This is a genomic window from Actinoplanes flavus (assembly GCF_017592555.1).
GTDB lineage: Bacteria > Actinomycetota > Actinomycetes > Mycobacteriales > Micromonosporaceae > Actinoplanes > Actinoplanes flavus.
Genome location: NZ_JAGFNS010000020.1, coordinates 58,960 through 71,949 on the forward strand (window position 1 = coordinate 58,960; position 12,990 = coordinate 71,949).

Here is a 12,990-nt window from a genome sequence, read left to right on the forward strand (position 1 = left end):
CGTACGCCTGTTCTATCCTGCGTGGATGGTCAGGGTGGTGGAGCGCGGGTATCGGTACCGCTTCTATCCCACCCCGGCGCAGGCCAGCCTGTTGACGCGGACGTTCGGGTGTGTCCGGTTGGTGTACAACCTGGGTTTGCAGGCCCGCCGTGACGCCTGGCAGCAGCGGCAGGAGAAGCTCGGCTACGGGGCGACGTCGGCGTTGTTGACCGGCTGGAAGACGACCGCCGAGCTGGCGTTTCTGGGCGAGGTGTCGTGCGTGCCGTTGCAGCAGGCGTTGCGGCATCTGGACACCGCCTACCAGAAATTTTTCAAGGGTGAATGCCGGTTCCCGCGGTTCAAGTCGCGGAAGAGGTCGCGGCGGTCGGCGGAGTTCACCGCGAGTGCCTTCACCTACCGGCAGGGCGAACTGCGGCTGGCGAAGCTGATGGGCGCACCTCTGGCTGTGGTGTGGTCGCGGCCGCTGCCCGAGGGTGTGGTGCCGTCGACAGTGACCGTGTCCCAGGACCGGGCCGGCCGCTGGTTCGTCTCCCTGCGGTGCGAAATCCCAGCCGCCACCGCCCCTATCGCCGAAAAGGTGGTGGGGATCGACGCCGGGTTGAATCGGCTGCTGACCTTCTCCACCGGCGAGGCGGTGGAGAACCCGCGGCAGAAACGCCGCGCACGCCAGCGGGTGGCCCAGGCGCAGCGTGAGTTGGCGCGGAAGGAGAAGGGCTCCCGGAACCGGGAGAAGGCGCGGCTGAAGGTGGCGCGGGTGCATGCCCAAGTGGCTGACCGGCGCCGGGACATGTGGCATCAGGTGACGACTCGACTCGTGCGCGAAAACCAAACGCTCGTGATCGAAGACCTCGCCGTCCGCAACATGCTCCAAAACCACACGCTCGCGCGGGCGATCAGCGACGCCTCCTGGGGCTTGTTCCGTGAGCTGCTCGAATACAAAGCCAAGGAGTACGGGCGGACGCTGATCGTGGTGCCACGCTGGTACCCGTCCACCCGGCTCTGCTCCCACTGCGGAATGCGGGCGCGGAGGATGGATCTGTCGGTGCGGGTGTGGACCTGCATCGGCTGCGATATCAGGCATGATCGGGACGTGAATGCGGCCCGAAACCTGGTGGCCGCCGGGCTGGCGGTGTCGGCCTGTGGAGCTGATGTGAGACCTCAACGGGGAACCACCTCCCGGGCGGGCGATCGGCGATGAAGCAGGAAACACTCTGGGGCGACCCAGTGGAATCCTTGTCCCTTTCAGGGCAAGGAGATGTCAAGCCCAGGTCGCGATCGGGTTGCCGAGCCAGCGGGTGTCGGCGGGCACGGCGTCGCCGCGGGTGACCAGCGAGCCGGGGCCCACGGTGGTCCGGGCACCGATGCTCGCGCCGGGCAGCACGATGCCGTGCGGGCCGAGGGTGGCGCCCGCGCCGAGAGTGACCTCATCCATGCTCATGATCCGATCATGGAACAGGTGGGTCTGCACCACGCACCCCCGGTTCACGGTCGCGCCGGCGCCGAGACGGACCAGATCGAACTCCGGCAGCCACAGCGTCTCCAGCCACACACCACGGCCGATCCGCGCGCCGAGCGTCCGTAGCCACAGGTTCAGCAGCGGCGTCCCGGTGACGAACCGGAACAGCCAGGGCGCGCCGAGCACCTCGACGAACGTGTCGGCGAGCTCGTTGCGCCAGACGAACGACGTCCACAGCGCCCGCTCGCCGGCCCGGAACCGGCCGACCAGCAGCCACTTCGCCGCTGACGCGGTGAGCGCCGCGACGATCGCGGCGGCCGACAGCACCGGCCCGGCGGCGAGCGCGGCCACCGCTGCTCCGGCGGTCCGCCAGATCAGCGTGAGCACGGCGAGCACCAGGATCGCCAGGGCGCCGGAGCCGATCACCGGGACGACCCGGCACAGTTCGATCGCGGCGCGGGCCAGCCGCAGCCGCGGCGGCGGGTCGAAGGTGCGGCCGGTGTCGGCCGCCTCGACGACGCGGCGCAGCGGCATCGGCGGGGCGCCCAGCCAGGACGAGCCCTTCTTGGCCCGGCGCGGCGCCGACGAGAGCACCCCGACCAGGCCGCGTTTGGGCACCGACCGGCCCGGCGCGGCCATCCCGGAGTTGCCGAGGAACGCCTGCTTGCCGATCCGGGCCGGGGCGACCCGCAGCCAGCCGTGGCTCAGCTGGTAGGTGGCGACCATGGTGTCGTCGGCCAGGAACGCGTGGTCGTCGACGGTGGTCATGGCCGGGACCGCCAGCACCGTGGAGATCTCGGCGCCCCGGCCCACCCGCGCGCCGAGCAGGCGCAGCCACACCGGGGTGAACAGGCTGGAGTAGATCGGGAACAGCGCGACCCGGGCCATCCCCATCAGGCGCTCGGTGGTCCACACCTGCCAGGCGACGCGCCCGCGGACCGGGTGGAACCCCTCCCGCAGGCCGATGCCGAGCAGGCGCACCGCCGCCAGCACGAGCAGGGCGTAGGCGACCAGGTAGGCGACCGGCGCGGCCGGGACGGCGAGCAGCGCGGGGCCGCGGGTGTTCGCCCAGCCGGCCAGGGCGAGCGCGGGCAGCGCGGCGAGCACCGGGAGCAGGCCCAGCAGCTGGGCGGTGACGCTGTAGGCGGCCACCCAGAACGGGCCGCCGAGCCGGGAGGGTTCCGGGCGCCGCTCCGGCCAGCCGGTCGTGTCCTTACCGGCGACCGGTACGGCCGGGGAGCCGGCCCAGCGCTGCCCGGCCGGCACCGCGCCGGTCACGGTCGAGCCGGCGCCGATCCGCGCGCCTTTGCCGACCCGGGCGCCGGGCATCAGAGTGCTCCGGGAGCCGACCCGGGCGCCGGCGCCGACGCGCACCGTGCCGATCCGGACCACGTCGCCGTCGACCCAGTAGCCGGAGAGGTCGACCTCCGGCTCGACCGCCGCGCCGCGGCCGAGCTTGAGCAGCCCGGTGACCGGCGGCGCGGAGTGCAGGTCGACGTCGGCGCCGAGCCGCGCGCCGAGCGCCTTCGCGTAGGTGATCATCCAGCCCGCCCCGGCCACCCCGGTCGCGCCGGTCAGCTCGGCGAAGCGTTCGGCCGCCCACAGCCGGAGATGGACGTGTCCGCCGCGCGGGTAGGCGCCGGGGCCGACGCCGCGCAGCAGCAGCCGGGCGGCGGCCGCGGCCATGACGATCCGGCCCGGCGGGCTGAACAGCAGCGCCCAGGCGGCCGCGATCCACCACCAGGAGACCGCCGGGAGCAGCCCGACGGCGCGGCCCAGCGCGGCGGCCACGGTGAGCCAGCGGAGCCCCACCATCGCCAGCATCGGCACCATGAGCAGGGCCTGGAGGAACCCGGTCCGCCGGGGCGTGGGCCGCACCGCCCGGTGGACCGTGGTCTCGGCGCCGAGCCCGTCGAGCACGCCCGCCATCTCGGACAGTCGCGGATTCTGGTAGACGTCGGCCACCGACACCCGCGGGTGGTCCCGCCGGATCCAGGCGACCAGCTGTGCCGCGTTCAGGCTGCTGCCGCCGCTGCTGAAGAAGTCGGCGCCGGGCTCGGCCGGGCGGACCCCGAGGATCTCCTCCCAGCCGCCGGCCAGCCACTGCTCGGTCGCGGTCAGCCCGGCGTCCGGTGCGGCGCCGGGCACGGCCAGCGGCCAGGGCAGCGCCGCCCGGTCCACCTTGCCCGAGGTGCGGGTCGGCAGCCCGTCCACCACGGCCAGCAGCGGGACGAGCGCGGCCGGGAGCTGCTCGCGGATCCGCCGGTTGGCGGCCGCCAGGTCGAAACCGGCGGCGTCGTGCGGCACCAGGTAGCCGACCAGCAGCTGGTTACCGCCGGCGGTCCGCCGCACCGCGGCCGCCGCGCCGGCCACCCCGGACAGTGCCTGCAGCGCCGCGTCCACCTCGCCCAGCTCGATCCGGCGGCCACCGAGTTTCACCTGCTCGTCGCCGCGGCCCAGGAACAGCAGGCCGTCCGGCTCGGCGCGGACGATGTCGCCGCTGCGGTAGGCGCGGTCCCAGTCCAGGGCGGGCAGCGGCGCGAACTTCTCGGCGTCCTTGGCGGCGTCGAGATAGCGGGCCAGGCCGACACCGCCGATCACCAGCTCGCCGGTCTGCCCCATGGTGACCGGCTCACCGGACTCGTCGACGACGGCCAGCTCCCAGCCGGCCAGCGGCAGCCCGATGCGCACCGGGCCCTCGCCGGTCATCCGGGCGGCGCAGGCCACCACGGTCGCCTCGGTCGGGCCGTACGTGTTCCACAGCTCGCGTCCCCCGACGGCCAGCCGCTCGGCCAGCTCCGGCGGGCACGCCTCACCACCGAAGATCAGCAGCCGGACGTCCTCGAGCGCCTCGGCGGGCCACAGCGCGGCGAGCGTCGGCACCGTGGACACCACCGTGATGCGCTGCCCGGCCAGCCACGGGCCCAGGTCGACGCCACTGCGCACCAGCGACCGCGCGGCCGGCACCAGGCAGGCGCCGTGCCGCCAGGCGAGCCACATCTCCTCACAGGACGCGTCGAAGGCCACCGACAGGCCGGCCAGGACGCGGTCGCCCGGCCCGAGCGGCGCGGCGCCGTCGCCGGTGAGGAACAGGTGCGCCTCGGCGTCCACGAACGCGGCCGCGGCGCCGTGCGGGACCGCCACCCCCTTCGGGGTGCCGGTGGATCCCGAGGTGAAGATGATCCAGGCGTCGTCGGCCGGGCCCCGCCGACCCGGCCGCCCGTGCGGGGTGCCCCGCGGCGACACGTCCAGGCCGTCGCCCAGCACGGCGCAGACGCCCGCCTCGGCGAAGACCAGCTCGGCGCGCTCGTCCGGGTCGTCGGCGTCCACCGGCACGTACGCCGCGCCGGCCGCCAGCACACCGAGGATGGCCAGGTACAGTTCCGCCGTACCGGAGGAGATGCGGACGCCGACCCGGTCGCCGACGCCGATCCCGTGTCCGCTCAGCGTGGCGCGCAGCGCCTCCACCTCGGCGGCCAGCCGCCGGTAGGTCAGCGTGCCGGCGCCGGTGTCGATCGCGGGGGCGTCGGGGTGTGCCGTGACCGTCGCGTCGAGGATGTCGACCAGCGTGCGCCGGACCGGAGCGGACCGCGAGCGGAACACCGCCGGGGCCTCCGGCTCCAGGGTGAACTCGGGAAGCTCGATCAGTCGCGGGTCGCTCGTCACGGTCACCGTGCGCTCTTCCTCTCCGCCTCGGGGTCGACGTCGGCCGGGCGCCTGTCGCTGAACCGTCCGCGGCAGCCTTCGAAACTACGAGACGGGGACGGGGAAAGACGCCGGAATGACGGATACGTGTCCACTGACACACGGCAACGACCCTGTTACGTACCGAAAACGCCCTATGTAGAGCTTTCGAGGTCAAGGTCCCAGCACCCCCAACCCCTTTCTACCGGTACGCGTGACCTCGCCCCGCCTTGTTCCGGCCGTCCCGCCCGTGCGGCGCGCGCTTTCCGGGTGGTCCGGCCTTTGCCGCGCCCGCCGGGCTGAGATCGGTGGCGGCGGGCCGATACCTTGTGACGCATTCGAGGTCGCCGATCCGGCCGGGGAAATCACCCGATGTGCTGATCCCCCGGGTGGCCGTCGCGCGACCAGAATGATCGGCGCGGTGGAGGTGGGCCTCCGCCCCTTGGATGGTGGAGTAGGTCGACATGAGCAGCTGGCAGTTGTCCGGCTACACGACCGTTCGTCAGCTCGGCGCCGGCGCGTCGGGCAGCGTCGTGCTCGCCACCCACGACGAGACCGGCACCCCGGTCGCCATCAAATATCTGGTGCACGTGCTCGGCGACGACGCCGCCTTCCGGGCCGCGTTCCGCCGGGAGGCGCAGCTGCTCGGCGAGATCGACGACCCGCACGTCTCGCGCCTCTACGAGTACGTGGAGACCGCCGACGGCGCGGCGATCGTGATGGAGCTGGTCGACGGGGTGTCGCTGCGGCAGATGCTGCGGGAGAACGGCCCGACGACCCCCGAGGCGGCGCTGGTGGTGCTGAAGGGTTCGCTGGCCGGGCTGGCCGCGGCACACGCCCACGGTGTCGTGCACCGGGACTACAAGCCGGAGAACGTGCTGGTCACCGGTGATGGGCTGAGCAAACTCGCCGACTTCGGCATCGCCACGACGGCCGGTCAGGGCACCGGCACCGTCGTCACCGGCACGCCCCGCTACATGGCCCCCGAGCAGTGGACCGGCGCACCGGCGACACCCGCCTGCGACATCTACGCCGCCACCGCCACCTTCTTCGAATGCCTCACCGGCCGGCCGCCCTACGACGGCGCGAACCTGTTCGCCCTGCACGACCAGCACGCCAACGCGCCCATCCCGACCGATCCGGCCCCGGCGCCGGTGCACGACCTGCTCCGGCGGGGCATGGCCAAGCAGCCCGCCGACCGGCCCCCGCACGCCGTCGCCTTCCTCGACATCCTGGAGCGGGTGGCCGGTGCGGCGTACGGGCCGGACTGGGAGGACCGCGGGCTGCGCGAACTGGCCCGCCGGGCCGCCCTGCTCGCCCTGCTGTGGCCGTTCCCGGACCGCGCCGAGAACGCCACCAGCCTCGCCTCCACGACGGTCGGCGCCGGCACCGCCACCGGCCGCCGCGCCCGCAAGGTGACCGCGGCCGCCGCGGCCGCCGTCGTCGCGACGCTGCTGATCGCCGGGGTGGGGTACCGTTTCGCCGCCGCCGACGAGGCGTCCCCGGTGATCGCGGCGGGTGAGGCCGCCGATCCCACGACGGTCGCCCCGGCGACGGCCGGCCCGATCCCCCCGGCGGCGTCGGCGACACCCACGGCCGCACCGGCCACGGACAGCCCGGAGACACCGGACGCCACCACCGGCCCGACATCGACGACGGCCCCGGCCACCCGGTCACCGTCCACGCCGGCCCCCACCACGACCACGACCCCCACCACGGCCGCGCCGAGCCCGTCGGTCAGCACCTCCCCCACTCCGCCGCCGGACACCACCGCGCCCGCGGTCGGCGCGGTCCGGGCCAGCCCGACCAGGCTGGAGTCGGAGAAGTGCACCTACGGCAACCGCTCGAGCACCGTCACGGCCACCGTCACCGATGACGAGAGCGGGCCGGCCGAGCTGAAGGTGACGTTCCGCTACACCCTGAACGGCGCCACCTCGACCGTCGCGATGAGCTCGGCCGGCCGCAACGTCTTCCGGGGGACGCTCACCTCGCTGCCGATGCCCAAGGTGGCCACCCGGATCCCGATCTCGGTCGTCGCCGTCGACGCCGCCGGCAACTCGGGGCGGTCGGCGTCCCCGGTGTACGTGACTCTCGACAACATCTGCACCCCCGGTTAGGAGCAGGGCCGTGCCGGAGGAACCCTTCGACGACCGGGCGATGCCGGAGCCCGCCGATCCGTGGCGGACCCTCGGCCGCCCCGGTTCGCCCGACGAGCGCACCGCCTACATCGGGTCCTCCGGCGAGCGCACCGCCCCGGTCGGCTCTCCCGACGAGCGCACGGCCCATGTCGGTTCGCCGGACGAGCGCACGGCCTACTTCGGTGCCGCCGACGAGCGCACCGCTCGGCTCGGCGACCCGAACGCGACCGTGCACCTGTCCGGGCCGCCCCTCGTACCGACCGTCCACGCCGGTGGCGAGTCCGAGCCGACCATCCGCACCCACAGCGAGATGCGCTTCGGTCCCGGCGTACCGGTGACCCCGGTGGCCACCCCCGCCTGGCCGGCCACCGCCCCGCCGGCCCGCGCGCGCCCACTGCTGCGCCGGCTGGTGTCGCTGGTCTCCGGCCTGCTGACCCTCGCGCTGGTCGTGGTGGTCGGCCTCTACCTGTGGCAGCGGCTGCGCCCCCTCGAGGTGGAGAGCGCCACGGTGGCCGTGCCCCGGCCCGCCGGGAACCGCTGCGACGTCGCCGTCGACGTGGTCGCCACGGTGCGTACCAACGGACGCGGCGGCACGATCCGCTACCAGTGGTTCCGCTCGGACGCGCCGCCGGGGCCGGTGCTCACCGAACGGGTGGGCCGCGGACAGCACACCGCCACCCTCACGCTCACCTGGACGTTCACCGGCGTCGGCACGGCCACCGAGACCGCCACCGTCAACATCATCGAGCCGTCGCCGGCCCAGGCCACGGTGCCGGTCGCCTACCGCTGCCGCCGCTGAGGTCTGCTCCTCCCGGTGTCAGCCGACCTCGGCCGGCGTCGCCTGGACGGTCACGATCGCCGGTGCCGGGTCCTGTTCGTCCTGCGGAAGCGGCATCTGCCAGTCGGTCAGTTGCCGGCGGGTCAGCCCGAGGGTGTTGTGGCCCACCCACTGCTCGACGATCCGGCCGTCACGCAGCCGGAAGGTGTGGATCTCGCTCTCCACGCCCTCCGCGCCGGTGGGCGGGAAGGTCATGAACGGGCCGGTGTTGTGCCACCGGATGCTCATCCGGAGGGTGACCCGGGTGCCGTCGGCGTTGCTGAACTCGTCGTGCAGCGAGGCCGTCAGCCCCGGATGTGCCCGGTGGAACGCCGCGAGGAAGCCCGTGATGAAGGCGGGGCCGGTGTCACCGCGACGGAACGGCGTGTAGAAGACGACGTCGTCGGCGTACATCTCGGTCAGGGTGTCGTAGTCCGCGGAGGCCACGGCGGTGAGGTAGCGGACGCCGAAACTGTCGGTCATGGTGGATGCCTCTCGGATCGGGGTGGAACGGACCAGCGGACCTGCTGGACAGCGGTCGCCGGTTCCGCACCGGTGCGTTCGGCCCATACGACGCGGGGCGCCCGTCCTCTGTGACATGCCGTGCGAAGTAGGGTGAGAACGAGATCGGAAGCCGCGGCGGGAGGCCTCGCGTGTCCGGACAGACCGTGTTCCCCGACGATTTCCAGCGCCATCGCGGGCTGCTCTTCCAGCTGGCGTACCGGATGACCGGCAGCACCGCCGACGCCGAGGACGTGGTCCAGGAGACGTGGCTGCGCTGGCACCGGGTGGAGCCCGGGACGGTTCGTGACCCGAGGGCCTTCCTGGTGCGCACGGCCACCCGGCTGGCGATCGACCACCTCCGCCGAGAGCGGGTGCGCCGCGCGGCGTACATCGGACCGTGGCTGCCCGAGCCGCTGCCGAGCGCGCCGGGCGCCGACGAGCCGGTGGCGCGGGCCGAGTCCGTCTCGATGGCCGTGCTGGTGCTGCTGGAGTCGCTGTCGCCGCTGGAGCGTGCGGTCTTCGTGCTGCACGACGTCTTCGACTTCGGTTACCCGGAGGTGGCCGAGGCCGTCGGCCGTGCCGAGCCCGCGGTGCGCCAGCTCGCCGCCCGCGCCCGGGCGCACGTCCGGGAACGCCGCCCGCGGTACCACGCCGATCCCGCGCTCCGGCGGACCGTCACGGACCGGTTCCTGAAGGCCTGCCTGGGCGGCGATCTGAGCGAGCTGATGGACGTGCTCGCTCCCGACGTCGCGCTGTGGGCCGACGCGAACGGCTCCAACGAGATGCCGCGGGAGGTTCTGTACGGCTGGGACGCGGTGGTCGCGTTCTTCCGCGACTCGATCGAACTGTTCCCGCCGGACCTCGCGGCGCACCCCGCCGACCTCAACGGAGGGCCCGCCGGTCTGCTCACCACCGCCGACGGGGTCGCCGCGGCGGTGCTGCTCGACCTCGACGAGCAGGGCCGGGTGGCCGTGGTCCGGCTGGTCCGCAACCCGGCGAAGCTCACCCGGCTCGGTCCGGCACGGTATCGGCACCCAGTTCCCGGGCGATGTTCATGACGTAGCGACCGTACGCCGAGCCGGCCATGCTCCGGCCGAGGCGGTGACACTGCTCGGCGTCGATGTAACCCATCCGCAGGGCGATCTCCTCGAGGCAGGCGATCTGCACGCCCTGGCGTTCCTCCAGGGTGCGTACGTACTGGCCGGCCTGGAGCAATGCCTCCGGGGTCCCGGTGTCCAGCCACGCGTACCCCCGGCTGAGTTCGACCACCCGGGCCCGGTTGCAGGCGATGTAGGCGTTGTTGACATCGGTTATCTCGAGTTCGCCGCGCGCCGACGGGCGGATGTACTTAGCGATGTCGACCACGTCGTTGTCGTACAGATAGAGACCGGTGACCGCACGGTGGGACGGCGGGTTCTCCGGCTTCTCCTGGATCTCCAGGATGTTCCCGTCGGCGTCGGTGACGGCGACACCGTATCGGTGCGGGTCGGTGACCTGATAGCTGAACAGGGTGCAGCCTTTCACCTGCGTCACCTCACGTTGCAGAAGCCGGCCGAACCCGCTGCCGTGGAAGATGTTGTCGCCGAGCACCAGCGCGCAATCATCGGAGGCGATGTGTTCGGCGCCGATGAGGATGGCGTCGGCGATACCGCGCGGCTCGGGCTGGACGGCGTAGGTGAGGGCCACGCCCCAGGGGGAGCCGTCGCCCAGAATCTCGCGGAACAACGGCAGGTCTCCCGGGCGGAGAACGATGAGGATCTCGCGGATCCCGGCTGCCATCAGAACGGCGAGCGGATAGTAGATCATCGGTTTGTTGCCGACCGGGAGCAGCTGCTTGGAAAACGCGATGGTGAGCGGATGCAGCCGTTTACCGTTCCCGCCGGCGAGGACGATACCCTTCACGGCGATACTCCCATGTCTGTCAGTGTGAGGTGATGTCGGCGGTGGACGGACCCGGCCATGTCAGAGTTCGGCGCGCAGTTCCCAGAGCTCCGGGAAGAAATGTCTCTCGCAGGTGGCGCGCAGATAGGACACGCCGGACGAGCCGCCGGTGCCCGCGCTGTTCCCGATGACCCGTTCCACCATCAGGACGTGCCGGGCCCGCCACATCGTGATGCCCTCGTCGTGGTCGAGCATCGCTTCGGCCAGGACGGTGACCTCGTCGACGGGGACCTTCGACCGATAGAGCTTCACCAGATCGGGGTTGCCGCGCCGGGCCCGGAGCCGCTGGAACTCGTCCCACAGCGACGGTTCGGCCAGACGCCGTTCCAGGCGCCGCCGTTCGGCGCCGGACATCCGCAGCGTGGCGAGCAGGTTCTTCCTCTTGAGCCCGGAGAGGCATTCGATCTCGCGGAACTGCACCGATTGCAGACCGCTGGCGCCGCCGAGGGTGCGGCGCATCAGCGCGTAGCTGCCGGGGCTGATCGTCTCCAGCGTCGCCACCTGCTCGACCATGACGTCTTCCACCGAGCGGACGCGGCGCAGGCAGTGGACGGCCACGGCGATGTCGTCGGCCGCGACGGCCGCCACCGTGGCGTCCAGCTCGTAGAGAATTATCTTGAACAGCAGCTCGAATGCCTGGTGCACGGTGAAGAAGAAATGCGCGTCGTGCACGTCGGGCGATTCCCGGGGCAGGGACAACAGGGAATCCAGGCGCAGGAAATCGCCGTACGTCGGTTCGGGTACAGCCACGGGCCAGTCCAATCGCGGTCTCGCCGGCTCTGACGTTCCGGCACCCTCGTTGCGGTGTGAACCCTGCCGCATTCCCGGGGCCGCCCCAACCCCCACTTGATCGGGGTATTCCGGTCGATCCCCGCCTGATACCGTCGCCCGCACCCGGCTATTCGGTCACGCGATCACATAATGGCTTGCCGCCGCCCTTTCCGTTCGGGCAACAAATGAGCACACGGAACGATAGCAGGCAGGAAAAAGGGTCGGTACCCCATTCAAATCGGGGTTCTGCGCACCGGCACGGTGCGGCAGCGTGGCCACCGCGACACCGGCGCGCGATGCGTTTCCGAGCGCCGAGGACGACCCCGTCGTACACGTTCCGCCCACCGTTGCCCACGGAGGAGAACCGATGACGCCAGCCCGGACAGCCACCCCTCACCGGCACCGCGCGGGCCGGCCCGCCGCGCCGGCCCGGCTGGGCTCGCTCCGCCCGGATCCGTGCGGCCGATGAGCGCGTTCCCGCGTGCGGCCGACCACGCCGGCGAACTGCCTCCCGAGTTCGGCCGGCTCCGCCGGGAGCAGCCGCTGTCCCGGGTCCGCCTCGCGGACGGCCGGACGGCCTGGCTGGTCACCCGCTACGAGCACGTCCGGACGGTACTCGCCGGGGAGGGTTTCACCCGGGACATCCCGGGGGCCACGTCCGGCGCGGGAGCCGGGATCCGCACGGTCAACATGGACGGCCCGCCGCACACGCAGCTCCGCGGGCTGGTGGCCAAAGCCTTCACGGTACGCAACGTCGACCGCCGTCGCGCCCGGGTGGAGGATCTCACCGAACGCCTGCTCGACGACCTGGAGAAGGCCGGACCGCCCGCCGACCTGGTCGGTCATCTCGCGCGGCCGCTGCCGGCGCTCGTCATCGTCGAGGTGCTCGGCTTCCCCACGGACGACCATGAGCTCCTGCACGGCTTGTCGAACCGCATCACCGCGCTGACCGGCGACGGCAGCGACCAGCGGGCGGCCTGGCAGGAGTTCGCCGCCTACGTGGGCGGGCACGTCGCGGTGAAACGGGCGGCGCTGGCCGCCGGGGCATCGCCGGACTCGGACGTGCTCAGCACCCTCGTCCATGCCCTCGACGCCGGCGGCCGGCTCGTGCTCGAGGAGCTGGTGAACCTGACCATCGTGATCCTGGCGGGTGGCCTGGAGACCACCGGGACCTCGATCAGCGCCGGGCTGCTCCGGCTGCTCACCCACCCGGCCGAGCTCGGCCGGCTGCGCGCGGACCCGTCGCTGGTGGACACGGCGGTCGAGGAGATCCTGCGCTACCAGCCGGTCATCGACGTCAACCGGCTGCAGATCGCCACCGAAGACGTCCGGCTGGACGGCCGGCTGATCCGGGCCGGTGAGCTCGTCCAGATCTCGATCAACTCGGCCAACCGCGACGAGGCCGTCTTCACCGGCGGCGGAAGCCTCGACGTGGGCCGGCTCCCGAACCCGCACATCGCCTTCGGCCACGGCGCCCATCACTGTCTCGGTGCGGCGCTCGCCCGCCTCGAGCTCCGGACCGCGCTCACCGCGGTGCTCCGCAGATTTCCGCGGCTCAGCCTCGCCGTACCGGTGGAGAGCCTGCGCTGGCGGGGCGGTCACGTCACCTTGGGCCTCGCCGAACTCCCCGTCACCTGGTGACCGCGTCCCCGCCGTCATAGCCGGAAGGAGGAACACCG

The 12,990-nt window shown here is 72.6% G+C and carries 9 protein-coding genes; 5 read left to right on the top strand and 4 right to left on the bottom strand.

Translation table 11 applies throughout. The features are described from left to right. Positions 1 to 25 precede the first annotated feature (25 nt). Positions 26 to 1,198 (top strand): RNA-guided endonuclease InsQ/TnpB family protein, encoded by a 1,173-nt coding sequence (locus J5X75_RS27835; RefSeq protein WP_208470467.1) that lies wholly within the window; start codon positions 26 to 28, stop codon positions 1,196 to 1,198. 60 nt (positions 1,199 to 1,258) lie between these two features. Here J5X75_RS27835 and J5X75_RS27840 read toward each other — a convergent pair whose 3' ends face one another. Next, complete coding sequence (locus tag J5X75_RS27840) at positions 1,259 to 5,128, bottom strand: Pls/PosA family non-ribosomal peptide synthetase (protein WP_208470468.1); 3,870 nt, start codon at positions 5,126 to 5,128, stop codon at positions 1,259 to 1,261. Positions 5,129 to 5,604: 476 nt separating this feature from the next. On the opposite strand from J5X75_RS27840, the gene J5X75_RS27845 reads away from it, so the two are divergent. Together J5X75_RS27845 and J5X75_RS27850 are read left to right on the top strand one after the other, a co-directional pair. Further along, positions 5,605 to 7,257 (top strand): serine/threonine-protein kinase, encoded by a 1,653-nt coding sequence (locus J5X75_RS27845; protein ID WP_208470469.1) that lies wholly within the window; start codon positions 5,605 to 5,607, stop codon positions 7,255 to 7,257. Positions 7,258 to 7,267: 10 nt separating this feature from the next. After that, positions 7,268 to 8,077: a hypothetical protein gene (locus J5X75_RS27850; protein WP_307798299.1), complete on the top strand. Its 810-nt coding sequence runs from the start codon at positions 7,268 to 7,270 to the stop codon at positions 8,075 to 8,077. Between the two features lie 18 nt (positions 8,078 to 8,095). On the opposite strand, the gene J5X75_RS27855 is transcribed toward J5X75_RS27850, so the two are convergent. Next, entirely contained in the window at positions 8,096 to 8,578 is a 483-nt protein-coding gene (locus J5X75_RS27855; protein WP_208470470.1) for an ester cyclase, read from the bottom strand. A 170-nt stretch (positions 8,579 to 8,748) separates the two neighbouring features. On the opposite strand from J5X75_RS27855, the gene sigJ reads away from it, so the two are divergent. Continuing rightward, positions 8,749 to 9,657 (top strand): RNA polymerase sigma factor SigJ, encoded by a 909-nt coding sequence (sigJ, locus tag J5X75_RS27860; protein WP_307798301.1) that lies wholly within the window; start codon positions 8,749 to 8,751, stop codon positions 9,655 to 9,657. Here sigJ and rfbA read toward each other — a convergent pair. Continuing rightward, positions 9,602 to 10,501 (bottom strand): glucose-1-phosphate thymidylyltransferase RfbA, encoded by a 900-nt coding sequence (gene rfbA / locus J5X75_RS27865; protein ID WP_208470471.1) that lies wholly within the window; start codon positions 10,499 to 10,501, stop codon positions 9,602 to 9,604. The genes sigJ and rfbA overlap by 56 nt on opposite strands. 60 nt (positions 10,502 to 10,561) lie before the next feature. Then, positions 10,562 to 11,290: a tryptophan 2,3-dioxygenase family protein gene (locus tag J5X75_RS27870; RefSeq protein WP_208470472.1), complete on the bottom strand. Its 729-nt coding sequence runs from the start codon at positions 11,288 to 11,290 to the stop codon at positions 10,562 to 10,564. A 486-nt stretch (positions 11,291 to 11,776) separates the two neighbouring features. Here J5X75_RS27870 and J5X75_RS27875 point away from each other — a divergent pair, with 486 nt between their 5' ends. Continuing rightward, entirely contained in the window at positions 11,777 to 12,952 is a 1,176-nt protein-coding gene (locus J5X75_RS27875) for a cytochrome P450 (protein WP_208470473.1), read from the top strand. The last annotated feature ends 38 nt before the right edge of the window (positions 12,953 to 12,990 follow it).